We start from the raw sequence: 25,425 nt of genomic DNA, 5'->3' as shown, positions 1-25,425 counted from the left end.
ATCAGATACTGTTATAGGAATATAAGTGGGGAATGGATATGACAGACATGGCGGCAGACAAGGCTGTAATAGTGGTTCACAGTGGTGACCTCGACAAGATATACAGCGCCATGATAGTTGCGAACGGTGCACTTTCAATGGGAATGGAAGCATCCCTTTTCTTTACATTCTGGGGGTTGCAGAGCCTGAAAAAGAACGGACTTGACAAAGGGCCACTTTCAAGGATGAACTTACTGGGACTTGGGAAAAAGATGGTTCAAAGCAGGATGAAGAAAGCCAACGTTGTCTCCCTTGACAAGCTCATGGAAGACTATAAGGAACTTGGCGGTAAGATCATTGCCTGTGAGATGACCATGGAGATAATGGGCATCAAACCCGAGGAACTCAACCGGGAGTGGATAGATGAGTATGGTGCAGTGGGCACTTACATAATGGAAGCTAAGGATGCAAAGATAACACTTTTCATATGAATTATTGCATTTAACAGACCGGGAAAGACCCGAGGAGAAACAGATGTTCGATAAGATAACATATCTTGATAATTCTGCCAGTACCCGATTAGATGAAAAAGTACTGGACGCAATGAATCCTTATTACTTTGATACCTATGCGGTAGCCACATCAGAGTTCGGTTACTCCATGGGAATTGACGCAAAGGAGGGACTGGAAGCAGCCAGAGGTACCATCGCAGCTTCACTTGGCGCCTCTTCCGAGGAGATCGTCTTCACATCAGGTGAGACCGAGTCCAGCAATATGGCAATAAAAGGTGTGCTCTCCGCCCTTCAGAAAAAGAAGGGAGAACACATCATCGTGTCGAAACTTGAGGATTTTGCGGTCCTGAACACTGCAAAGAACCTTGAGAAACAGGGCTACAGTGTGGACTACATCAGTGTTGACGCAGAAGGTATCCTGGATCTTGAGGAACTTAAGGGCAAGATACGTGATGATACCGTCCTGGTCTCCATCCAGCATGCGAACCAGGAGATAGGTACCCTTCAGGATATGGATGCAATTGCAAAGATATGCAAAGAAAAGGATGTGCTGTTCCATACCGATGCAACACACAGCTACATGAGAGTGCCCATAGATGTCACAAAGATACCTGTGGACCTGATAAGCATGTCAGCACACACCATCCACGGACCAAGAGGCGTAGGTGCATTGTATGTCCGCAAGGGCACTCCTCTCATCAAGTGGATGGATGGTGGATATCAGGAAACCGACCGTCGTGCCGGACTTGAGAACATCCCGGGTGCTGTAGGATTTGCAAAGGCAGTCGAACTTGTAACTGAGAAAGAGAATGAGTTCCTTGCATCACTCAGGGATTACACCATCAAGAGGGTCTTTGAAGAGATACCACATGTGACCCTGAACGGAAGCAAGGCACAGAGAACACCGCAGAACGCGAACATCACATTCCACTATGTAGAAGGCGAGTCCATGACACTGCACCTTGATATGAGAGGTTTTGCAGTGAGCACCGGTTCTGCCTGCTTCAGTCGTTCACTTGAAGCGAGCCACGTGATACTCGGTATCGGTGGAGACCACGAAAGGGCACACGGTTCCATAAGGTTCACATTCGGACGCTACAACAGCATGGAAGATGTGGATGCCGTCGTAGATGCGATAAAAGAGATAGTAAGTCAGCTAAGGGCTATCAGTCCTCTGTATAGCAGTGAGGTGAAAGAATGAAATTCCCGTATACTAAAGAAGTACTTGAACACTTTAAGAACCCCCGCAACGTAGGAAAGATGGAGAATCCTGACGGAAAGGGACTTGAAGGCAGTCCTGCATGTGGTGATATGGTGGCTGTCTACCTGCAAGTCGACCAGGACACACAGATCATTGAGGATATAAAATTCGAGTCATACGGATGTGCCTCTAATATCGCGACCGCTTCCATAATCACAGAACTTGCAAAAGGCAAGACCATCGAGGAAGCAAAGAAGATCACATGGCAGGAAGCCGCTGAAGAACTTGGAGGACTCCCTCCTGTAAAAGCACACTGCTCCGTGCTTGCAGTTGAAGGTCTCAGGGCTGCCATCCGTGACTATGAAGAAAAGCACGGTCTTGTGACCGAACAGGAACCAACCACCGTCGATGTGATCAGAAGCAGGCTCAAGCATGTCATGAATCCAATGGCAGGCCTTGATGTCATCAGGACCGAACTTGTGACAAAGATGGAGATCAATGACGGTGTTATAAGAGTACTTGTAGACCTCCCTTCCAACCATCAGTTTGCAACTAACATCAAAGAAGAAATCCTTGAGAAACTCGAGTCCCTCTGGGATGTTGAAGAGGTCAACGTTGTCTTTACCGAATAAAGGCAACTCTATTTTTTTTATTTTTCAGGAACCGATGTCTGTAGGAAATATCTAAATCACCATCTATAGATTGAAATGGGGATTTAGGTGCAATATTATGCAATATATAGATAGCAATTACAAACCGGGTAAACCATCTCATTTCTTCAGTGCTTCAAGATTCTCTTTGCAGATATTGAATAGTCGTGGATTTTTTATTTCTGTGGCTATCTTAAGTGCCTGCTCATAGTATTCAATGGCTCTTTCAACCTGGTTAAAATTTTTATAAACGTTTCCTAGGTTTCCAAGTCGATTGCCTTCACCGCGCTTGTCCCCTATATCGCGTGCAATCATAAGGGCCTGCTCATAGTATTCAGTGGCTTTCTCAACCTGATCAAGAACATAGTAAGCACTACCAAGGTTTTCAAGATGATTGCCTTCACCGCGCTTGTCCCCTATATCACGTGCAATTATAAGTGCCTGCTCATAGTATTCAGTGGCTTTCTCAACCTGATCAAGAACATAGTAAGCGCTACCAAGGTTTCCAAGATAAGTATTCTCGCCATGCCTGTCTCCGATATCGCGTGCAATCATAAGTGCCTGCTCATAGTATTCAGTGGCTTTCTCAACCTGACCAAAATCAAAATAAGCGTTACCTAGATTTCCAAGATTATTGCTCTCGCTGCGTTTGTCCCCTATATTGCGTGCAATTACAAGTCCCTGTTCATAGTGCTCAACGGCTTTCTCAACCTGACCAAGGTTACGGTAAGCGCCAGCAAGGTTTCCAAGATGTTTACCTTCGTTGAGCCTGTCCCCTATATCGCGTGCAATTACAAGTCCCTGCTCATAGTACTCAATGGCTTTCTCAACCTGGCCAAGTTTACTGTAAGTGAGACCGAGACTTCCAAGAACTGCACTGTGAATATTCATCTTGCTCAACAAAGGAGGATTCTTGAACGAATCATCAGATAGCAGATCAGAGTAGATGTCAACAAGTGTCCTATAATTTCCCCACCTATCAAGGTCTTCATTCAGATTATTAGAAAAAATAATAGCGACAGCCATGTCATACTCTTTGGCAAGGCATGCATGATACTGTGCCTCAATCAATGGATGAACATCCTCTTTTTTTGTTCGTGTTTCTGGTATGGGGAAGGAAAGATAGTGTTCACAGGCAAGTTTATGGACTTCCACCTTATTTTCCAGATCATCATATGAAAACTCCTGAACTAAAGGGTGAAGCCAATAGTTACCATCACAATCTGTTTCCAGAAGCGAGCTGTCAATAAGTTTCATTAAAGCATCTTTTGGGGTCTTATCAGTGAACATTTTTTTGAGTGCGGTCATGGATTCAGGCTGGCGGAAAACAGCTATACGCTCTAACAGTTCTTTTTCATCCCCTGCCAGTTTATCAAATAACCTTCTCGCCTTTTTAATGGTATCTTCTTTTTCTCCTTTGTACATGCTTAAATCATCTAGTGCATCCTTTATACCAAATTTCTTTACGATTTTCACCAGAAGCTTTAATGCTAATGGATGCCCTTCTACTCCTTTCACTAGTTCTTCTAGTTTTTCAGGTTCGACTTCATCAAGCCCATTCTTTCTCAGGAAATCAATGCCAAAATTAACGTTTAAACCCTTTAGTTCTTGTTTTTCTTCATCTATTACGTCGACTAAGCTTTCTCCATTCTTTAGTACAGGCAAAGTTCTACTTGTTACAATTATTCTGGCTTGATGGGTACTGTCACGCAAAGATGTAAACAATTGATCAATTCCTTCTTCATGGAAATTCCTGCCTTCCAGTACAGTTTCCAGATTATCAAAGATTAGCCAGACGCCTTCCCGCTTGCTTAATTCTGCAGTCAATTTATTGATATCGTCCTGTCCAGCATCTTTTCCTTCAGGTTTAAAACTTGCAATGTCCGGTTTATTCATGTAGCTTGCCAACTGTTCGAGAATGTCCCCCAATGTAGCATTTCTATTTTTGTTGAAATCAAACCAGAATGGAATTGGAACATTTGCTGGTATTGTTTCAACAAGAGCACGTGCTAATGTTGTCTTACCCACACCACCTATGCCACTAATTAACAAAACGCGATGATTCTGAAGATATTCAAGAGTTTGAGTTAGTTCAACAACTCGGTTTTCAATAACGAATTCTCTAAGTCGAGATGGAAGATCTGGAAGAATGGAAGGATTGTAACTACTTGCGATTCTTAAGTTAGCCGTTTCCTTCCTTTTTTGATTAAGAGTATCTATCAGTTCAGCTAATTCCTTACCTGAGAGATTTTCTAAATTGAACTGATTGATATATTCACCAATTGCAATCTGACCACTGTTATCATCAAAGGATACATTTCCACCAGCAGTTATGCCGGAGCCACCTGCAATATATTGTTTATCCATTGATGCACCCAATTAAAGCAAAGCGATACCTATCCCAACCAATTTGGCTATTTTCTTAGCAGGCTCGTAAAGCTCCGAAATGTTGTCTATGGTCTTATCCGCTTCTTTGATAGTGTTAATAGCGCTTTCAAACTTTTCTTTGATTATTGACAACTCTGGTTTGTCTTTTTTGGCTTCCTTGACAGCAGCACTTAGATCTCCTTTAACTATTTCCTGATCATCGAAAGGAAGATTAAGTTTGTCTATTCCATTTTTAAGATCAAGGAGACTTGTTCTTAAATCATCAAGGTCAGTTGCAGATATAGATTGAATCTGTTTGATATTTTCACCAATAGCCACCTGACCGCTGACATTACCAAAAGATACATTTCCACCAGTGTTTATGCCTGTACCGCCAACAACTTTTTTATCAGATTCCTGTTCCCCTGTCATTGATGATTAACTCCTATTCTTTTTCAAATAGAATATACAAAATAATAAAGTTATGCATTAAACTACTTTGGCTCTGTAGAAAACTATTGCGTGAAACTTCTAAAACCGAAATCGAATCTGTACCAGATAAAAAAATAAATGAGCTTTTCGTCCCCTTCACTCAATTTCAGCTATGATGACAACGTAGTTCTTACCATATTTCTTCGCACATTTAGGACAGGTAGTGTACCACATGTACCATTTCTTTATCTCATGACCCTGCTCCTTAGCATATTCCTCGAAATCCTCAGACCACTTTTTAGTATCCCTGAACGGACCCTCGTAGACCTTACTCAGGAACCTGCCACTTAAGGTCACGTTCTCTGCATTAGGTATATCCTTATCGACTGCCAGATAGATATCCATGCTCCATTTCGATGTGTGGTCGGAAAGACCGAGATAATCCGGCATAGTGGCTCCAGCTTCACGAATCTTCCTGTCAAGCCTTTTCATTACGCCGCCAAAATTGACCGGCATATAGAATAGTGTCAGGACCCTGTCTTTTACGAACCTCTTGTTCTCCCATTCAATGATCTTTCCATCCCACGGCTCCGGGTCGAATTTCGGGCAGCATTCTTCTTCCACTGATATCACCCCTTAAAGTTAATTGAATGTCTGATATATGAGTATAAAAAGTAGACGATTCGACCTGGCCTGGAACTTGCATACTTTATTTAGATCAGAACCTGAAATACGGAACATAATTTCAAAATATTTATTGTATATGAGCTTAAAAATACTAATTGTACACCAGGGATAGGAAATTCTAAAATTGTGTGGGGAATTCGATAATGACGTTTTCTTTGCCTGATGTTAGCTTTCAAGCCCATGCAGGGCTGCATTAGGGAATCAATGAACAACAGGAGGAAGAGTTTTGTCCGTTGTAACTGCCTTTGCTGTGTTCTATGTTGCTGCTCAGGCTGTAGAGCGAATCACCGAGTCCCTGATAAGCAAGATATGCCCGGGACATGATGATGCAAAAGCAGCAACAAAGACAGCTGATATAAGGATCGATAATTTAAAAAAAGAGATAGAAAAAACTCATGATAACAAAAAAAAGGACGACCTATATAATGATATAGAGAAACTTCTGAAAGATAAGACAAAATTTGAGAGCAAGATAGTGTTTAGAACTTTAATTATTGCATCCACTGTGGGAATCATTATAGCTTTTCTACTGAATATCAGATTCCTGGATCTGCTTGAAGTATCGGCCAATCCTACGATCGATACAATAGTAACAGGACTCACCATCGGAGGGGGAACAAAACCACTGCATGATCTTATCAAATACATCGAAAAATCAAAGACCTGAATCGATAGATGGAAACTGCTGACAGGAAACTATCATCGTTCTGTTAAATTGATAATAGTCCCATTTTCCTTTTAGGGAGATAATTCAACAACTGACAAATAATGAGAGGAAGGAGCAATGGAAGGTAAAATGCATGAAGATGTAAATATGGTTTCTGAAAATATATCAAACAACAAAGATGTAATCATATCAGAAACAACACCTGAACTCATAGGCGCAGAAGGTGTCTGGTTCTCCTACATGGAAAAAAGATGGGACACGGAAGGTAAATGGGCCCGCAGGACTAAAAAATTCTTCTGGACCGGACAGGTTGATGTCTGGGACTACAAGAACTGCAATATAAGTTTTGCAAGGGCATCTGATGATGAATTGAAAGTCGTGGTCAGAAGAGAAGAGGAAATTGACAGCGAATTCATGCACAAGTTCGTAAGTGTCAGAAGAATGATAGGGTTTGATCTGAAAAGGGTCTACAAACCAAAGACCGATATCTATACGGCAAGGGAGAACGAGAAAGGTCGTAATGTCATTGAGGGTCCGAAAAAGAGATGGGTCTTCCAGTTCAATGACAATTGCTGGATATGGGAATGGGCAAAGGATGGACAGGATATTGGATCATCTAATGTGTACAGATTGTACAATTCCCTTTGCACAGAGATAGATATCCCAACAAAAAGTGATAACCACTTTGAAGCAACAGATATTAAAGACACTGGGCAGGATGACCGGATCATTCCGATCATCTACCAGCCCGCAGTGGATTGTATGAAGAATTTCCTTCGTGAGATCCACTGTTCTGAAAGTAAGACCGCAAAAGGCTACAAGGAAATTGAAGTCTCCCTTATCTTCAATAATGAACAGCTCAGAAAGAACCTGTATCTCAACAATATCTATGAGCTGTATCGTTACTATCGGTATGGAAGGACAGCAGACATCGAGACATTCAGGATAAGGCTCAAACAGGACGAAAAGAACGATACATTCGTGTTCCACAACATCTACAGTGGAAAATATGACCTGGAATATGATTCGATACATGGAGATTCGGGAGAAAATATCCCTGAGCATAAGATCAAATACTATTTCAAGAACAGGAAACATCCTGTGATCTTCATAAACACATCCAACCATGCAATGGCCGAGTCTGATACGAACCATGAGCTCTGGAAATGGGAATACATCCCCTGGGCCGACATGACACCTGTCAAGCTGGGAGAAATGAACAGGAACGAGATCGAAGAAGATATAGAATGGAAGATCACAAAACAGATAGATGGAGAGTCATTCTACAAAAGATCGATCCATGAACTTGTGCAGAAGTACAGAAGGGTGAAGCGCCTGCCCCTATAGAAATTCATGATATGGACTGCTCACCTATTCTATGAAAATATCTATTCTCTAATGTATTGAGATAACTGATATTGGGATAACTGATATCAGGAAATATCTTTTTTGTAAGGAACTCGATTCTTTTTTAAATGATCATGTTCAATAAATTAACATCCAATGGCACAAGATATCCGATCAGTAATGAACAAGGCAGAAGAACTGGGACTCTCAGCTTACTTGCTGGATGCTTCTGAGATCGATGTGGAGAACAGGACCAGGCTCAAATGTGCCTATGGGTGCAGAGGTTATGGCAAAAGGCTGAGCTGTCCGCCACATATAATATCCGTTGATGAGTTCAGGAAGATGCTCAAAGAATACAGCACTGCCATCCTGCTTATCGAAGAACATGATACATCTTCTGAGGATGATATCTTCAAAGCATGGTCAAGGTTGCGCAAAGGGACTTTTCATAAGATGCTTGACCTGGAATATTTTGCTTTCAGGAGAGGGTTCAACTTTGCCCAGTTGCTGCGGCCGGGTGCCTGCAATGAGTGTGAAACATGTGGAGAGGAATGCAACAGACCGGATCTCAGACGTTTACCCCCTGAAGCCGTTGGGATCAATCTTTCAAAGCTAATGGAGAAGAAAGGACTGGAGATCGGGTACTGTAACTTTGACAAAGTAAAATGTGTGGGAATACTATTGCTGGAATAACATATCCATATGAGGGAAAAAAGTGAGACTTAGTGCCGATCTGAAAGTGAATGATGATGACCTTGAAGAATTCGAGGAGATAATAGGGTTCAGGTTCAATGACAGGACATACCTTATACAGGCACTTCTGCATGGCTCACTTTTCAGTGGAGATAAAGAAAAACTGAGTGAGTTCAGAAAGGTCAATGGTCTTGAGAACAAGGACTATGAGAAGCTTGAATATCTCGGGGATTCGGTGCTTGGCCTGATCATCGCAGAATATGCCTACCACGATAAAGATATCAACGAATATGCCGCCTCAAAGGGACTCACCATCGAAGGGGTGTGTACTAAGATAAAAGAGGTGCTTGCCTCCAACAAAAACCTGAAACCCGTTGCGAGGAAGATAAAACTCTCGAGATTCGTGCTTGCCGAACCACATGTGAACATCGATGGGAAACTGTCGGATATGATGGAATCGCTAATAGGTGCTATCTATCTGGACGGTGGATCTGGTGGCAGTAACTCAGACAGAAATTATTCCATTGCAAGGGATTTCGTCTACAGATCATTTGATATAGATCATGCACTGGACAGGATCAGCATATCCAATCCAAAAGGAATCATTCAGGAGATGTTCCACCAGAAAGGAATTGGAAATCCTCTCTATCGGGTCATCGATGAGGAAGGGCCTGCCCATGACAGATATTTCACAGTGGGCCTGTATCTTGATGAAAGGCTGCTTGCTTCCGGTTCAGGTAACAGCAAGAGAAAAGCGGAGAAAGCTGCCGCGATGAGTTATCTGGAAGAATCCGACCTTGACAGTCAAAAGCAATAAAAGTGTTCTTCGTTTTGGTTGAATTGATCAAATACCATCAAAACTAAGAACATACTACATTATTCCATACGGTAAAATATGCTTTCCTATATCGTGGACTGGAAAAATGAGTTTCAGGTTTGAAAAATAGGTCAATTAAGAACTTCCTTATCACTCAGGGGCAGGGTAAAGCTGAAGTTACTGCCCTTGCCCACTTCACTTTCAACCCATATAGTACCACCATGAAGTTCAACGAGTTCCCTGGCAAGAGCAAGGCCAAGGCCTGTACCCTCATATTCCCGGGAGGCGTTAGTATCAAGCTGGATGAAAGGTGTGAATAGTTTTTCTATATCACTCCTGGAGATTCCAATGCCATCATCTATTATAGAGATGTAGACCATCTCTCCATTCCTCCTCTCTTTTATGGTTACTGAACCACCAGCATCCGTGAATTTGATGGCGTTTCCTATCAGATTGTAGAGCACCTGTTTTATCTTTGCATCGTCCGCGTTCACATAGACCGGATTGGCATCGAAATCAAGCTCCAGATTCATATCTTTCGTAAATGCAAGAGGTTCCATTACGGAACACATTTCCTCGAATATATCCCGAACGCATATATCATCCTTGTAGAGAATCATTTTTCCAGATTCGACTTTTGAAATATCAAGGATTGTATTGATAAGATTAAGGAGATGGGTGCCACTGTTAGATATATTCCTTACGTACCCCATCTGTTTTTCATTCAGCTCCCCGAAGTATCTTTCCAGAAGAATATTGGAAAAACCTATAACAGAGTTCAAAGGTGTTCTGAGTTCATGACTCATGTTAGCAAGGAACTCGCTCTTGGTACAGTTGGCATTCTCTGCTGCAATCTTGGCATTAAGAAGATCGCCTGCAATCTTTTTCTTTTCAGTGACATCACGGATAACAGCAACAGCAGTCCATTTATTTTTTAGTTTTATGGCTGAGAGAGATAATTCAACGAGAAATTCACTTCCATCCTTCCTTCTGGCTGTCAGTTCCAAGGTTTCACCTACAGCGTTGCCCTTTCCTGTATCTTTGAAAAGCGAGAATGCTTCATGGTATGCCTTTTGATACTGTTGAGGAGCTATAAGGGAATGCACATTCATATAAAGGACGTCCCTCCTAGAATAACCAAACATGTGTTCTGCTGCCTTATTCCAAAAAGTTACCTTTCCTTCGTTGTCAATAGCTATTATCGCATCCTGAGCAAAGGTGCTAATAGCTTCAAACCTTTCCTCACTCTCCAGGAGCTCTATTTCTGTCACCTTACTATCGTGGATATCTATGGCCATCTCGAACCTAACCATGCGTCCGTCTGTCCATTCAATAGCTTTGTTGATGCAGCGGTACCAGCGATGGTTTATTGGATTCATGAATTCCCTGACATGTGTCCTTCCAAGATTCTTCCCCAGTATCAGGTGATTGGTACAATACGGACAGGGAGAATCCTGATCCTGCAAAACCAGATAGCATTTCTTACCTATAACATTGTCACCAACAATCTTTTTTCCTGGAGAGTTTATGAACAGTATCTCATAGGTTTCAGGATCACACACATAAACAGGTTCGTTTATCGCCTCGAATATAGAGAGATATTGTTCATGCTGATTTATAAGTTCCATTTCAGCCATTTTAGTAGCACTTACATCCTGCATGGTCTCTACAGCCCCTATAATCTCACCTTGCGCATTCCTGAGGGGGGCCGCAGTAATATTAAGCCATTTGTCAACTTTCTGGAAATATTCTATCGACTCATATGCACCTTCGATGAATGATAATTTTAGGTCACTATAATAGGCATGTATATTCTCAGAATCATCATCAACTATCATATCAGCCATAAGAAGTCTTTTTTGATTGTAGAATGCAGTCCATAGTTCCTTCCCGTCAAGCATCTCATCTGCAGAAACACCGGTCAATTTTTCACAGGCCTTGTTCCAGTAAGTTACGGTATGATTCCTGTCAATTACAAAAATAGGCACGGAACTTCCATTAAAAGTGTTTTGAAGTTTAATGAAAGATGCTTCAGATTCTCTGAGACGGGAGCGTAATTCATGAATTTCGGATATTAACTCTTCTTTCGTTTTTTTCTCGTATTCCACGAATAAAACCTCAAATGTTGCGCAATTAGCTACACACCGTAATCTTAAGGAAGATATTGAGTTTTAAATAAGGTATGCTGCTGTTTATATATAAGAATTGTCAGTAAAATATATTATTATTTGTTGCACAAATAATTGCTCAAAAGATAAAGGAAATGCAAGACATGCCTAAATAGATCATCACTTAATAATATGGCCGCCTGAGTCCATTTTCTCATAATACTGCTGATGGTATTCCTTTGCCCTGAAGAACCTTTCAGCGGGGCGTATCTCAGTGATCAGGTCCTTCTTGAATTTTCCGGACTTTTTAACTTCATCCTTTGACCTGATTGCCAGGGCCCTCTGAATCTCATTGTGATAAAAGATTACCGAACGATATTGTTCGGGTAGTTCTTCTTCACCATCCGGAACTGTGGGATTGTGAAGTTCCCAGAATAATTCCAGAAGCTTTTCATATGATAAGATCTCCGGATCGTAAACTATCTGGACAGCCTCAACATGTCCGGTGTCTCCCTCGCTGACTTCCTCATATGTGGGGTAATCAAGTTCTCCACCCATATAACCTACGGCAGTTGCGATAACACCCTGAACCTTACGAAATATGGCTTCTGCAACCCAGAAGCTACCTGCAGCAAAAGTGGCTAGCTCATATCCTTGATCCCTTAACTTCTCCGGAAGTCCCATAGTAGCGTTGGATATTATAATTCCCCCTTTCCCTTTAATGGATACTCCTGTAAACTTTAGGAGGTGGGTTTCTAATCCTATGGTTTACAATTAAGTTTCGGACAATAATAAACATTTCTATCCTTTTAGGTCAGTAGATTTAAATAAATTGTCATGATTATTCATGTTACAATTGATCGAATTAAATGCATAGTGCATATAATAGCAAAAATTCTGGCTTTTATGGAGTCGCATACCTGATCAACAACAACACGTGGTGAAAGAATGTTATTACAAAATCCTGATAAACAAGAACCAAACATAAGCAAGAGCGCATGGATATCTGAAACAGCCATTGTACTTGGTAACGTGACTATCGGAGACAACGTCTATGTGGCCCACAATGCGGTCATCAGGGCAGATGAACCTGGTTCATCCATTGTCATAGGTGACAATTGCAATATACAGGACGGTGTGATACTGCACGGACTTTCCGGATCAGAAGTGGTGATCAAAGACAACACATCACTTGCACACGGATGTATCGTTCACGGACCATGTACCCTTGGAAGCGGATGTTTTATCGGATTCGGTGCTGTCGTATTCGACTGCAATGTCGGAGATGATGTGGTCATCCTTCACAACGCAACAGTGCGCGGCGTTGAGATACCTTCATGCAGAGTTATCAATGACGGACAGGTAATTGTCAACCAGGAAGCTGTGGAAGGACTGGATGATATCTGCTCTGACCTTGAGAAGTTCAAAGCCTCGGTCATAAATGCAAATCTTGACCTGATCAAGGGTTACACTGACCTAGCCTGTAAAAAGTGAGAGATACTGCATTCAAAGTGCCTGGAATAAACTAAGTGAACAAAGAGATGGAAACATATAAGGTTCCATCAACTCTTCTTTTCTTTTCTTTTCTTTTCTCTTGAATTATGAATTCTGGTCCCTTAGTGCAGACCATAAACAAGATCCACGATACCAGAATCATATCTTTGCGTGCTTTTGAGCTTAAGCCTGATGCTCTTTTTTATGTCTTTGAAAAGTGGTATGCCTTTACCGAGTATTACAGGCTGTATCGTTATCCTGAATTCGTTGATGAGATTTTTGTTAAGAAGCGGAGATATGATAGAGGGACCGCCCACTACCCATATAGCTCCTCCTGTACCGAGCATGAGATTCTCAGTGGTACCTACGGGGTCATTTGAGAACACCACATTATCATCTTTAGAGTGTAGATGTTCTTTTGTGAATACGTAGCATTCCTTGCCTTCGTAGGGCCATTTTCCAAAACCAAGGACCTGCTTGTAGGTTGTGTAACCCATTAGCAGAGTGTCCACTCCATCAAGGAAGGCATCAAAGTCATATTCATCTTCCCCCAGCAGCCAGTCAACGTTCCCGTCCTCCGCTGCTATAAAGCCATCAAGGCTGCATGTTATCAATAATATTACATCGCGCATTTTCTTACCCCCACTCCCGTATACACTCTGTTCTGCTATTTATCAAAGGCCCATTCAGGACATATGAAAAGATAGCATCAGGTCAGAGCATAGGGGAATTCTGTTATCTTCCATTCATCTTCCTGCTTTACGAGTTCTATCTCCTTTGTGGTCTCCTCGAACTCAGGTTCGACCTCAATGAGGTTCTTAAGTGAGAACTTGATAGCTACGCTGGATTCATTCACAAGGACATCCACAACTGCAGTATCCTCATCAACATATTCCTTTGTCACTTCAATGAACTCGTACTTGTCAGGGTTGACATCCTTGCAGATATCTACAAAGTCTGCAAGGCCTGTATTCTGCTTGTATTCGGATGACATCAGGTCATAACATGTGTCATAGTTCCCTTCATCGAACTGCGACACGAAGTTCTCCACTGTCTTTGTCGGACTGCCTCCGATACCCGCACATCCGGCAGTAAGAAGAACTGCCATTACTAAGGACATTATAGTAATTGTCGTTGCTTTCTTCATAGTTAACACCAGAATCGAACTACAGTTCTAATTGACATTTGTTCTTTTTTCTATAAATGTGCAATTGTGAGATGTACTGCAGTCACATACCAGAGTCATTAACCTCCTTGATATACGGACCCAGGATCATATCTTTATATGCTCCACCTGCAGGAACCTTCGGATACAGGACCTCTTCCCTGTCCGTACAGATCTCAAGGAAAGATGGTCCTTCTGAGTTCAGGAAGGCTTCCATCCCAGCTTTGAGCTCACTTCTATCGGTTATCCTTTCTGCGAAATTAAAGCCGAAGGATGTGGCGATATCAGCAAAGCGGACGTCCTTTGGTCTCTGTGTTCCGGTCCTCTTTCCATCATAAGCGGCATCCTGAAGATTCTGGACCATTCCATCACTCCTGTTGTTGATCATGAGTATCTTGATGGGCAGGTCAAGTGATGCAATGGTGTGAAGTTCTCCAAGGTTCATTCTGAGACTGCCGTCACCGTCGATGGCTATGACCCTTGCTTCAGGGTTCGCGTACTGGACACCGATGGATGTTGGCATGGAAAAGCCCATGGTACCGAAGGAACCGGAGGTCATGAAGGACTTTGCTTTCTGCATTGGAAGATACTGGGCTGCAAGCATCTGCTGGTTGCCGACACCTGTTGTGACCATTGTGTTCCCATCGATATATTCAGACAGCAGGGACATGACCTCGGCAGACTGGATGAATTCTGACTCACGGTTGTAGTCCAGCGGCCAGGACCTCTTCAGGGATCTTGCACGTTCCTGCCACTGGTGGATATCCAGAGTAATATTATGCTTCTTAGCATAGTTGAGCAGGTCCATTATAGCTGTGGCAGCATCCCCGATGAATGTGAACTTAGGCCCTCGTTCTATCTTTATCTGGTGCATCTTCTCAGGGTTGATATCGATATAGGCTATATCGGTGCCTATTGCAAACCCGACCTTCTCAGCGACCCTGTCATCCCAGCGGACACCGATGGCGAAGAAGAAGTCGTTCTCCTGTATGAGCATGTTAGCATAGGGTGTTCCGAACATCCCGAGCATTCCGAGGTTGATATCATCCCGCCCGTCAACGACACCTTTTGCCATGAGAGTGTTGACCGAAGGTATCCTGAAGTATTCGTTGAACTCCCGGATGGCATGGCTTCCGGCTTCAGAATTGAGACCTCCACCGAGATAGAGAAGTGGTCTTTTTGAGTTCAGGAACAAACGGAAGAACTCCTCGCACTGTTCCTCACAGAGATGTCTGTCATCGTGGTAACTTTCCTCGAACCTCATGATGTTGATGTCCTGGTACTCGTGCATCTTCTGCTGTTTGTCCAGCGGGATATCTATGACAACAGGCCCGGGTTTACCTGATCTGGCAAAGTAGTATGCATCCTTGATGATAGCCTCGAGGTCATCCCCATCAGAAACGAGCATAACCTTCTTTGCAGCTTCTCCGAAGATTCCCTCAACATTGATATGCTGGAAGGAATCGGTACCTATCTTGTGTGCCGGGACCTGACCTGCTATAACAACGAGCGGAATGCTGTCACCATAGGCATCAGCAACACTGGTCAGCGTATTGGTGATCGCAGGTCCGGATGTGACTATTGCAACACCGACCTCGTTACTGGACCGTGAATAACCGGCAGCACTGAAAGCCGCCGACTGCTCATTTGAATTGATGACTATATCGATGTCACTCTTCTCAAGTGCATGGAAGACCGGCAGTATCGCCGCTCCGGTATAACCGAAAATTTGTTTGACCCCAAGGTCCTCCAGACTTTTAACTAATATTTCTGCTCCATTCATTTCTTCCATTGTGAATTCTCCATGAAAGAAACGATCCCGGCACAGGATACACTATTCAGTAAAGTTGTCATAAAACAGCGCACTTGAGCCAGAAAAGTTTCTTTTGTTAGCTCAAGCGTTTATCACTACCACTACTACAGACACTGGCACATTGCGTAAAGTGTGAGTTGTGGTAGGGTTAGACATTAGATTAGGATTGGGGGAGGTGCTATTTAAGGGTTGTTGTTAATTTTTTGCTGATGAACAATTTCTAAATTATCTCATATCTTTCTTCAAAACGACACAAAATATGTAATATATAATAGGCATTTGAGAAACAAATTAAGTATTTTATGTTTACCACTAGCTTTCTAACCCTATCTTCAACCAGCTATCATTACAAAATGGATACTATTACTAATTGTGCTACTTTGCCAACTACCTAAATATGTAAGAGTGTTTAGTATCTTTCTTCTGTAACAAAAATATAACAATGTTTTTATAATAGATATTATCAATTTTGTTAATTGAGTAATAAAATTATTACTTTCGAGATTATATCTTATTCAATCATAAGGAGTTCTATAGTGATAAAGACAAAAATTATTAGGCATTTCTATTATATTTTAGTTGTTTTGTTACTATTCTCTACATTTGGTTGCTTGGAGACAAGCAGAATACAAGATACTGAAAAAACTAATTTGAGTTTGAACAATACGCATTTGTTGCTTGATTCGAATACAATTATTATTATTGGCAATGAATCATCATCAATAGAGTTCACCAGTGCAAAAAAATTGCAGAGCTTTTTTTTTGAAAATATAGGGGAAAAACCTGAAATAAAAGTATCTCAACGTATAACAGAATCAACACTTGTTGGAAAAAATTTGATTTTGATTGGAACTTTTAACTCTAATAGTCTTTTGTCACTCATTCAGAATGAAACTGAAGTTGATAGTATCTGGGAAAAAAGTAAATTAAAAGGCAAAGGATTACTTTTAATTGTCCCCAATCCTTGGAACATTGAAAATAAGATACTGGTGATTGCTGGGAATGACACACTAGGATTAGAAGCTGCAACTACTTTTTTTGAGCAGAATTATGCAGATTTAACTTCGAATAAAATATCAGTAGCCTATCAAGATATTCTTAGTGATAAAATAGCACCGACTTTAAAAAATATTGTGCTACAAATGAAATATTCAAATCTAATAGAAAAAGAGATTCCAATTTTCATTAATATCGATAAAAAATTGACTCACGAACAGATAAATTTGGTTCAAAAAAGTGGAGTTAGTGAGTTAACGTGTTTTGAAACAACGTGTATAGGAAAAATCACTGTTGAAAATGTATCTAATTTAGCTGAGTTACAATTTATAAAAAATATTGATTATGGAGGCGAAGAAGGAACGCCAGGATAACAAAGGAGTTGGGAAATAAATGAAATTTAAATATATAGTTAGTATATTGATATTATTTAGTGCCTTTTGCATTTCAAGTAATGCTGCTACACAAGATAATATCTCAGAAATTGAATCGTATGAAAACAAAATATCACCAATTTTAAAGAATCTATATCACGATTACTCATTGGAACAAAATTCAGAAGATATCAAAACTAGCAATGTTTTAAATGAACAATTTGAACAAATTTCTTTAAACTCACTACCATGTTTTTTAAGGGTAGCAGGTAAATTAGATACAAATCAAGAACAAGAATTATCGGATTTAGGTGTTTTGCTGGGACAGTATTTACCGTTTGAACAACCAGTGTATACTGCAAAAATTCCCCTTTCATCCCTAATAAAAATAGCAGAACTTCCTTATATTCAAGAGATAAATCCTGGATACGAAAAAGGAACTAACGAGTTGGTTGCAACTTCCCAGCAAATAAATGTAATTCCTTTATGGGATTTAGGTTATAATGGAAATGGAATTGAGGTTGTTGTTATAGACAGTTCAGGCGTGGATGCCAGCAATCCTTTTATTAGTGACAATATTGTTAACCAGTATGATATTGAGAATAATAATGACATTGCAGAACCTGAAAATGACCACGGTACTCATTGCACAGGAATAATTGCAGCAAACCCGCTTATCGTGGAAACTCCAAATATATTTGCTGAGCATGCTGAAGTTACACCCGGAACTTCCCAGAGTGGGAACTACCATTTTGGTATAATAAATGAAAATGTCGATGCTGAACATCAATATGATTTTAATGATGATGGAGACAGTTTAGATGTATGGAATGTTTTACTTGCTGACACTTCAAATAACAATGAGTACGATGCGGTGTACATAGATTTTGGAGATGGCGACTGGTTGGATGCCAATGAAGGTCCATTCTACGAATTTGAATGGACAAACATGAATCAAAATGACATAGCTCCACCTTTTTCATTTTATCCAATTGCCCAGATTCAAGAAGATGGTTCTTTTTTTGAATTTGGAATAAAAGGAATCGCATCTGGTTCCAACATTACTGTAATAAAGGCTTCTGATGAAACTGAAGTGGTTGCAGCGATATTTCGGGCAGTTGACGAGTATGAAGCAGATGTTATAAGTTGTAGTATGGGATGGTGGTTTACAACTCGTGATGGAACTGATGATATGTGCAATGCAGTTGAATATGCAGTCGAAAATGGTGCTTTTTTTGTAAAATCGGCTGGAAACGATCAAAGTAAACGATGCCATGCTACAGGTTCTGTGAGAGAAGGAAATATTGTAGATTTTGATTTGACCACACAAATTCCACAATATTTCTGGGGCCTTTTTGGAGGAGGAACAGATGTATATCTTACTTGGGTAAATCCTGAAGGTGTAGCAAATGACTTGGATTTGGTTGTCTACGATGCCGCTGGTAATAGAGTAGCTGAGTCTTCAACTAATTCAGGGAGAGAAGAATCACTTGCTTTAGCTCCTGGAACTTATAATGTAACTGTAGAAGGAACTTCAGTAAATGAAGAGCAGGTTTTTCATTTGTATTGCACTCGCGATACTGTTGTAGGCAACGTTCAATATAATCAAAATTTTGCCCCATTTAGCTCTTCAAACACTTTAACTGACCCTGGTACTGCACCATCCGCTTTCACAGTAGGAGCTATCTATAAAAACACTAATAATGTTGCAAGTTATTCAAGTTATGGACCGACAAACAATGATATTGAAAAACCTAATGTTGTTGCTCCTGGTGGGCGATGGTCTGGTTTTAACAATAATCCTCCTTACACAGAGGTAGTATCTACATCCATAATCAATGGAAACAATTATGAAGTAAATGATTCTTCAGATTATAATAGTCGAGCTGCAGGAACTTCAATGGCAGCTCCACATGTAGCTGGTGCAGCTGCAGTCATACTTGAAGCAGAACCAAGTTTTCAAGGAAAACCAAGAGTACTATCTCATCTATTCGAATTGTCAGCAAACAATATAGGTTTTATTGGATGGGATTCTGAATCAGGCTACGGATCATTGAACGTTGAAACTGCATTAGATTATAAGGATGAAGCTGCTGTTTTAACTGGGCTTGACTGGTTAAGAACAAGTCAAAAGTCAGATGGGTCTTGGAGTAATAACGTTGGTATAACGTCTCTGTCTGCTCTATGTTTCATGAATGCTGGCTATGACGAAAGTGATCCTGCTGTCAGCAATGCAATTGAATACATTTTAAGTAGAAGAAAATCTGATGGCACGATGTATGATTACCGCCCAACATACGGTACTTCTCTTGCTACTATGGCACTTGTAGCAACCCACAATCCAGACTATGAAGATGAAATTGAAGCTGCAAAAAATTGGCTTGTTGAATCTCAATGGGATGAAGATAGCCTATGGCCTTCAGTTGATAAGGATAATTGGTATTATGGAGGGTTTGGTTATGGTAGTCACGAAAGACCGGACCTTTCCAATTCCCAATGGGCTTTAATGGCTCTGGATGCAGCAGGTTTGCCAAAAGATCATGATCTATGGGACAAAGCACAGGTATTTTTGGCAAGGTGCCAGAACAGGCAGGAAAATGTGTACATTTCAGATTTAGACTACACAGTTGAATGGAACTCTGCGTATAATCTGTACGATGATGGTGGTTTTATTTATCATCCCGGATCAACCACAGTTGGTGGAGGACAATCGTACGGAAGCATTTCAGGAGCTGGAATTTGGTCCTTGCTTCTTTGCGACGTTGATTTGAATGATCCTCGAATGCAGGATGCTTTGCAATGGGCTGATTACAACGATGTTTGGGATAGGAATCCGGGTTCTGCAGGCAATCCACATTCGAGTCAGTTCTACTACTATGTATCAATGTCAAAAGCCCGTATATTATCATCAGACACTAACAATGTGGAACAAGAAGACTGGTATGATGAATTAACAAACAATTTGACACAATACCAAAATCCAGATGGTTTTTGGATAAACGACTGGGATGGATGGCTTTGGGAAAATAATCCAGATCTTACAACGGCTTATTCGATATTATCTCTTCAGACAAGGATAGTTCCTGAAGAGGTCCAGAGACTCTCAACAATAACTTTCATTCTTCATTCTCATGTAGACTTGCATGTCTATGATCCTCTTGGCAGACACGTAGGAATGAACTATCAAACTGGTGAATTTGAAATTCAAATACCTAAGGCTACATACGAAAAAGAGCCTGAGGAAAAGTTAACTATACCTGAGCTTGAAAGTGGTAATTATCGTATTATATTAATTGCCAACAGCGATGGAGATTATAATTTGGAAATAACTGGATCAGTTGAAAATAATACGGTTTTCAACAAGAACTATTCAGGTATTGTTGAGCAGGGCGAGGTATACGAATCATCGTTGAATGTAGCAATGCTAACAGGTCTCTCGATTCACAATAAAGCACCTACCATTTCTGACAACACTGTTTCCTTAGGTACAGAAGATAGTTGTATTTCTGTACTTTCAGACAATGGAATAATTGAGGATCTTATCCTTTTAGATGACTCTGCTCTCCCCTTAGCTGGAAAGCCTAACGTTGATTTTCCACATGGATTTATTTCCTGCAACATTACCGACTTGAATACTGGACAGTCAGTAAATCTTACATTGAGTTATCCTTCAGTTATACCTGAAAACTCACTGTATTGGATATGTCAGAAAACAGAAGAGTGGTATCAACTTCCAGTCAAATCAAATAATGGAGATAACATAATTGTAATAGAGATAAAAGATGGTGGTATAGGTGATGGAGATGGGCTTGAAAACGGTGAAATTATTTATTTCTGTGGATCATGTGCTTCAGATGAAAAACCACTGGTAAATGCAGGAAGAGATATGTTTGTTGCTGCTAATGAAGAGGTTCAATTTTCCGGTTCATTTAGCAATCTTGAAGATGATTCATCATCAATCTGTTGGGATTTCGGAGATGGAAACCATGCTTATGGTACTCTAAAACCAACACATACTTACTCAGAAAATGGAACCTATTCTGTGATGCTGACTATAACATGTGAGGATGGTCAACAATTATCAGATGGTTTAAGTGTATGGGTGGGTCCACTTCCTTGGGATGTACCGACAGCAAGTCCTTTTGTAACAGCCAGCTTTTTGGGTACCTTCATGGTATTTTTGTTAAGGAGGAAAAGGAAGTATTAAGATGAAAAAACATCAATTATGAATGCACCATCAGGTGCATTTTTCATCTAATTATTTTTAGGCTTGTTTTTTGGATATATAATCCAACATTTTCAAAAGACAATCTTTTTTTAGTGTAGTAGCTAATGAAGTTTTAATTGAACGCTACATTTGACTTATTTTTCTTAAAAGTACACCCATGAAGAAATAAGTTCAAATTATAAAATAAATGCCAGAAGATAACAAAAAACAACAGAGGAGGAAACTCCCCCTCCATTCTCAAAAGACTTACTCGAAAGCGACTCCATCTACATACAGTGTGTAACCGTTCAACTCGATGTTGTCGGTATTTCCACTTAGTTCTGTAATGTAGCTGTCACCGCTGAGTGTCCATATGCTTGTATCGTCGATGGTTACAGAGAGCACAGAAGCTTCTGTTCCGTCGGTGTTTATTGCACCGGTGTATGATGTTCCGTCTGAAAGGGTCAGGGTCATTTCAGAGATGGAGTCGACCATAATGTCACCTGTTGCAGTCTGCTCATTGAAGTTGACATCACAGGTACCGCCATTGGAACCTTCGGTTCCCCAGCCTCTTGAACCATCATTACCTGCGATCAGGATCAGGTATGTGTCTTCAGCAAGGGTCAGGTCAACGTTGTTCAGTGTGATGACACTTTCAGTATTTGTGACATAGAACATGTCCCCATTGTTAGATACAAGGGACCCGCCGGTCATTGTGAATGAGCTGGTTCCGACCTCTGCATCACCGGACATACTCTGGTATAGCATCACATTATGGATGTTCTCTGAACCTTCATCACCATATACACCTTCCATATTTCCTGATACATCACAATCATTGATCGTAACTGAGTTCAGTCCTTCAACAACAACTGCTTCAGAGGTCTCAGCTGTAAGTATTGCATTGCTTACTGTAACATCTGCTGTGCTGTAGATCGCAGGAGCACCTGAGCTTCCACTGGTTGTGTATGTACCGCCATCAACGACCATTGTTCCGCCGCCACGGTCACTGCGTATTGCAGCTTTCACTGCTGAAAAGACATTGAGGTTGCTTGCATACATTGTTCCGCCACCGGCAACTTCGATACCGCCGGCATTTCCGCCAGTTACAGTTATCTCGGTATCCTCTATGTAGATCGTTGCACCATCGTATGCAAAGACACCATTGGAACCTTCAGTTGTAGCTGTGACCGTACCGCCATTGATGTTAAGGACCGCATTATCAAGCGCAAGGATTGCTGCATTCAGACCATAGAAACTTGATGCATCACTGCTTGATGCAGAACCATCTGTTTTCTCTACGCTTACATCGGTAAGTGTTGCAGTAACCTCGCCTTCAGCCCTTATCGCATTCTCATCGTCATTTGAAGATGTATATGTTCCTTCGGTCAGCTCTTCACCATCAGCCAGAACATATGCCCCGGTACCGGTATCTACGCTGGCAGAACCGCCTTCTCCACCTGGAGGCATTCCCATTTCACCATCTGGCATCCCGTCAGGTGGGGTCATATTCCCGTCCATTTCAGCCTGTGCATCTTCCATTTGAACATCGGATGCATCAGATGAATCTGAATCGGTGGCTGTTTGATCATCCTGGGTACCAATACAACCGGAAGTAAAAACCAATAGTACAAGAAATACCATTAGCGAATAGATTTTTAAGTTTTTCATAAAATTTCCCTCCTTTTCTTTCTTTATACGATCATCATTGTATTTTTCAGCCAATACAACCCAATGCACTCGAATATTAACGATATACAGGCCACTGTTTTCAGGAATGTGTACTTCATTTATTTTCTCCGTCACTATTTTGGTCAGGCCACATTGAGGCTTAGGTATTGTCTGAATATTTGCCAGTGCTTTCTGACAGATCACTGATTCTCCGTTTTTAATATAAGCATACTTAGCAAGAAAAGCTTCATTATGTCGTTTAATTGAAAAAAGAAGCTTTATTAAAGCTTCATTGCCTCAGTAATCCTTTTGGAAATAAAATGAAGGATATGATCGAACTCTGCAGAAAGCATGATATGAAAGAGCCGGAATTCTGATTGAAGAACGGTTCTTTCGTGCTCCTCCTGCAAAGAAAAGGAAAAGCTGGAGAAGTCACCACGGAAGTCACCACGGAAGTCACCACGGAAGTCACCACGGAAGTCACCACGGAAGTCACCACGGAAGTCACCACAGAAATTATTCTGGTTAATACTATTATTGGTGAAAAGACTAGAAAAGAACTTCAAGATGCTCTAAACTTAAAAAAATAGAAAGCATTTCAGAAAACATTATCTTTTACCTGCACTGGAATCTGGAATCATTGAAATGACAATCCCGGATAAACCCACAAGCCGGATACAAAAGTACAGGTTAACGGAAAAAGGTCAGGTGTTGAAAAAAGAAAACAAGAAATAGATGCCCTCAGGCATCCATTTCCCCAATAACCTTCCTTGATCTACAGAACAGCACATTCTCCCCGTTCCACATATCAATGTCTGGCAGCACATCATCAAAACATTCGATGTCCTCAAAGCCCTCCGGCTCAAGCATCGGTTTCAAATCATCTGACGCAAAGAAATGTGTCCAGAAGCGATAGACACTGGAATTGTCAGACTCGTCCATCACGATATGCTGGTACAGTATCACCTTCTCTTCAGGGTACAGGAAAGAATCCGAGAGTGTCAGGTATGGGCTGTCCTTCCAGAAGCCGCTCTCTTCCATCTCCCACGACCTTTCCGAGACCTTAGTTTCGAGGTCAAGGTCGCTCAGGACATCAAAGATGAAGGTTCCTCCCGGCTTTAAGGCCCTATGGACGTTCCTGATGAGTATCTCCCTTTCATGTGGTTTCAGGACACCGAGATCTGTGAAGACCATCATCACAAGGTCGTACCTGTTCTCCTCCGTGAGTTCGAGATAGTTCTGGTTCACATACTCGATATCCAGACCTTTGCTTCTGGCCTGCCTTCTGGCATATTCAATGGAATTCTTAGAGAAATCAACACCTGTGACCCGGTGGCCTCTTTCGGCCATCATCTCGCAATACAGGCCCGGACCGCATCCGAGGCCGAGGATGTTCATCTTTTCCATGTTGACCGAATCAAAGATCCAGTCAACCGTGATCTCGATACTTGACCTTTTCCGGCTTGCCAGATCGATATCCGGGTTAAGGTGGATGTTCAACAACTGTTCCGAAATGTGGGCATCCGTCCACATAACCGCATTTCCTTCAGCGTATAGCTGTGGCTTCTGTGTAAACTCAATAATATCTGTTAAATTCATAAGCGAGCCCTCCTTCAGGGATAAGTCCCGGGACTCGAGATCTTCGATTAACCGCTAACAACTTTCAATAGAACAGAATGCTTAGTTGTTGTTCATCAAAATAAGTAATGAAGTATGCTAATTTAAGTGTTACGTTATAGATCATAACTTTCTTAAAAGAAGCAATCTTTAAGTATCAGATATAGTATTATTGTTGTCTTAACAACAGTTGTTCAAACAACTGTTGGAAAAACGGATGAATTATTATGTCACAATTGAGAGAAACATTGAGATCAGATACAAATGATCTGAGCAGCATGTCTGATGATGAACTTTTTGCGTGGGTATTCGACGTTGACCGGCGAGTGATCCTGATGGAATCCATGAAAAGGCATTCGGTACTGAAAGCATCTTTCATAGCACAGGAAACAAGCAGGTCCATACAGAACATAAGTCATGCTCTAAAGGAATTCAGGGAAAAGGGCTTCATTACATGTCTTAATCCTGAAAAAACAACATGGAAAAAGTATATCGTCAATGAAAATGGGAAACTGTTATTGAAAAGACTTGATAATTTCTGCAACTGACCCATATCAAAGAAAAAGAGGTTGCTAACATCATGTTGTTCGCATTCCTCTAATATTCCTTGTTTTTGGTCCCGGACATT

At 41.1% G+C, this 25,425-nt stretch carries 22 protein-coding genes and 1 pseudogene; 12 read left to right on the top strand and 11 right to left on the bottom strand.

Annotated elements, in window-relative coordinates:
* The first annotated feature begins 32 nt into the window (after positions 1 to 32).
* From V7O63_RS09220 to V7O63_RS09210, 3 genes are read left to right on the top strand one after another with little or no spacing between them, the layout of a single operon-like run.
* Positions 33 to 470 (top strand): DsrE/DsrF/DrsH-like family protein, encoded by a 438-nt coding sequence (locus V7O63_RS09220; RefSeq protein WP_340818170.1) that lies wholly within the window; start codon positions 33 to 35, stop codon positions 468 to 470.
* 43 nt (positions 471 to 513) lie between these two features.
* Complete coding sequence (locus V7O63_RS09215) at positions 514 to 1,692, top strand: cysteine desulfurase family protein (RefSeq protein WP_340818169.1); 1,179 nt, start codon at positions 514 to 516, stop codon at positions 1,690 to 1,692.
* Entirely contained in the window at positions 1,689 to 2,324 is a 636-nt protein-coding gene (locus V7O63_RS09210) for an iron-sulfur cluster assembly scaffold protein (RefSeq protein ID WP_340818168.1), read from the top strand. The genes V7O63_RS09215 and V7O63_RS09210 overlap by 4 nt, the downstream gene beginning before the upstream one ends.
* A 138-nt stretch (positions 2,325 to 2,462) precedes the next feature.
* Here V7O63_RS09210 and V7O63_RS09205 read toward each other — a convergent pair whose 3' ends face one another.
* The 3 genes from V7O63_RS09205 to V7O63_RS09195 all read right to left on the bottom strand — a co-directional run bounded on the left by V7O63_RS09205 (position 2,463) and on the right by V7O63_RS09195 (position 5,765).
* Complete coding sequence (locus tag V7O63_RS09205) at positions 2,463 to 4,709, bottom strand: tetratricopeptide repeat protein (protein WP_340818166.1); 2,247 nt, start codon at positions 4,707 to 4,709, stop codon at positions 2,463 to 2,465.
* Positions 4,710 to 4,721: 12 nt separating this feature from the next.
* Positions 4,722 to 5,141 (bottom strand): hypothetical protein, encoded by a 420-nt coding sequence (locus V7O63_RS09200; protein ID WP_340818164.1) that lies wholly within the window; start codon positions 5,139 to 5,141, stop codon positions 4,722 to 4,724.
* A 156-nt stretch (positions 5,142 to 5,297) separates the two neighbouring features.
* Complete coding sequence (locus V7O63_RS09195) at positions 5,298 to 5,765, bottom strand: hydrolase (RefSeq protein WP_340818163.1); 468 nt, start codon at positions 5,763 to 5,765, stop codon at positions 5,298 to 5,300.
* Positions 5,766 to 6,054: 289 nt separating this feature from the next.
* On the opposite strand from V7O63_RS09195, the gene V7O63_RS09190 reads away from it, so the two are divergent.
* From V7O63_RS09190 to V7O63_RS09175, 4 genes are all read left to right on the top strand, one after another.
* Complete coding sequence (locus tag V7O63_RS09190; RefSeq protein ID WP_340818162.1) at positions 6,055 to 6,495, top strand: hypothetical protein; 441 nt, start codon at positions 6,055 to 6,057, stop codon at positions 6,493 to 6,495.
* 117 nt (positions 6,496 to 6,612) lie between these two features.
* Positions 6,613 to 7,842, top strand: a complete 1,230-nt coding sequence (locus tag V7O63_RS09185; protein ID WP_340818161.1) for a hypothetical protein — start codon at positions 6,613 to 6,615, stop codon at positions 7,840 to 7,842.
* Between the two features lie 156 nt (positions 7,843 to 7,998).
* Positions 7,999 to 8,535 (top strand): DUF2284 domain-containing protein, encoded by a 537-nt coding sequence (locus V7O63_RS09180; RefSeq protein WP_340818160.1) that lies wholly within the window; start codon positions 7,999 to 8,001, stop codon positions 8,533 to 8,535.
* Positions 8,536 to 8,557: 22 nt separating this feature from the next.
* Positions 8,558 to 9,352: a putative dsRNA-binding protein gene (locus V7O63_RS09175; protein WP_340818158.1), complete on the top strand. Its 795-nt coding sequence runs from the start codon at positions 8,558 to 8,560 to the stop codon at positions 9,350 to 9,352.
* 131 nt (positions 9,353 to 9,483) lie between these two features.
* Here V7O63_RS09175 and V7O63_RS09170 read toward each other — a convergent pair whose 3' ends face one another.
* Both V7O63_RS09170 and msrA read right to left on the bottom strand, forming a co-directional pair.
* Positions 9,484 to 11,460, bottom strand: a complete 1,977-nt coding sequence (locus V7O63_RS09170; protein WP_340818155.1) for a PAS domain S-box protein — start codon at positions 11,458 to 11,460, stop codon at positions 9,484 to 9,486.
* Positions 11,461 to 11,640: 180 nt separating this feature from the next.
* The gene (msrA, locus tag V7O63_RS09165; RefSeq protein ID WP_340818153.1) at positions 11,641 to 12,144 is read right to left on the bottom strand and encodes a peptide-methionine (S)-S-oxide reductase MsrA; all 504 of its coding nucleotides are present in this window, start codon (positions 12,142 to 12,144) and stop codon (positions 11,641 to 11,643) included.
* A 264-nt stretch (positions 12,145 to 12,408) separates the two neighbouring features.
* Between msrA and V7O63_RS09160 the strand changes: the two genes are divergently transcribed.
* A complete protein-coding gene (locus V7O63_RS09160) occupies positions 12,409 to 12,954 on the top strand; it encodes a carbonate dehydratase (RefSeq protein ID WP_340818152.1) in 546 nt (181 codons plus the stop codon).
* A 122-nt stretch (positions 12,955 to 13,076) separates the two neighbouring features.
* On the opposite strand, the gene V7O63_RS09155 is transcribed toward V7O63_RS09160, so the two are convergent.
* The 3 genes from V7O63_RS09155 to V7O63_RS09145 form a co-directional block, all read right to left on the bottom strand.
* Positions 13,077 to 13,586: a dihydrofolate reductase family protein gene (locus V7O63_RS09155; protein ID WP_340818151.1), complete on the bottom strand. Its 510-nt coding sequence runs from the start codon at positions 13,584 to 13,586 to the stop codon at positions 13,077 to 13,079.
* Positions 13,587 to 13,663: 77 nt separating this feature from the next.
* Positions 13,664 to 14,101 (bottom strand): NTF2-like N-terminal transpeptidase domain-containing protein, encoded by a 438-nt coding sequence (locus V7O63_RS09150; RefSeq protein ID WP_340818150.1) that lies wholly within the window; start codon positions 14,099 to 14,101, stop codon positions 13,664 to 13,666.
* Positions 14,102 to 14,183: 82 nt separating this feature from the next.
* On the bottom strand, positions 14,184 to 15,911 hold the full coding sequence (locus V7O63_RS09145; RefSeq protein WP_340818148.1) for a thiamine pyrophosphate-binding protein: 1,728 nt from the start codon (positions 15,909 to 15,911) through the stop codon (positions 14,184 to 14,186).
* 557 nt (positions 15,912 to 16,468) lie between these two features.
* Between V7O63_RS09145 and V7O63_RS09140 the strand changes: the two genes are divergently transcribed.
* Entirely contained in the window at positions 16,469 to 17,302 is an 834-nt protein-coding gene (locus V7O63_RS09140; protein WP_340818147.1) for a hypothetical protein, read from the top strand.
* A gap of 19 nt (positions 17,303 to 17,321) precedes the next feature.
* Entirely contained in the window at positions 17,322 to 21,509 is a 4,188-nt protein-coding gene (locus V7O63_RS09135) for a S8 family serine peptidase (RefSeq protein ID WP_340818146.1), read from the top strand.
* 267 nt (positions 21,510 to 21,776) lie between these two features.
* On the opposite strand, the gene V7O63_RS09130 is transcribed toward V7O63_RS09135, so the two are convergent.
* The gene (locus V7O63_RS09130; RefSeq protein WP_340818145.1) at positions 21,777 to 23,180 is read right to left on the bottom strand and encodes a hypothetical protein; all 1,404 of its coding nucleotides are present in this window, start codon (positions 23,178 to 23,180) and stop codon (positions 21,777 to 21,779) included.
* 281 nt (positions 23,181 to 23,461) lie between these two features.
* Positions 23,462 to 23,746, bottom strand: a complete 285-nt coding sequence (locus V7O63_RS09125; protein WP_340818144.1) for a hypothetical protein — start codon at positions 23,744 to 23,746, stop codon at positions 23,462 to 23,464.
* 28 nt (positions 23,747 to 23,774) lie between these two features.
* Between V7O63_RS09125 and V7O63_RS09120 the strand changes: the two are divergent.
* Positions 23,775 to 23,915: pseudogene (locus V7O63_RS09120) on the top strand (Fic family protein); the annotation flags it as partial.
* 6 nt (positions 23,916 to 23,921) lie between these two features.
* Here the strand turns inward: V7O63_RS09120 and V7O63_RS09115 are convergent.
* Positions 23,922 to 24,779, bottom strand: coding sequence for a class I SAM-dependent methyltransferase (locus V7O63_RS09115; RefSeq protein WP_340818143.1), 858 nt, complete (start codon positions 24,777 to 24,779; stop codon positions 23,922 to 23,924).
* A gap of 296 nt (positions 24,780 to 25,075) precedes the next feature.
* On the opposite strand from V7O63_RS09115, the gene V7O63_RS09110 reads away from it, so the two are divergent.
* Positions 25,076 to 25,345, top strand: a complete 270-nt coding sequence (locus V7O63_RS09110; protein WP_340818142.1) for a sugar-specific transcriptional regulator TrmB — start codon at positions 25,076 to 25,078, stop codon at positions 25,343 to 25,345.
* Positions 25,346 to 25,425 lie beyond the last annotated feature (80 nt).

Origin of the sequence: Methanolobus sp. WCC4 (assembly GCF_038022665.1) — an archaeon.
In the GTDB taxonomy this organism is placed as follows: Archaea; Halobacteriota; Methanosarcinia; order Methanosarcinales; family Methanosarcinaceae; genus Methanolobus.
This window is presented reverse-complemented; position numbering and strand designations above follow the sequence as displayed.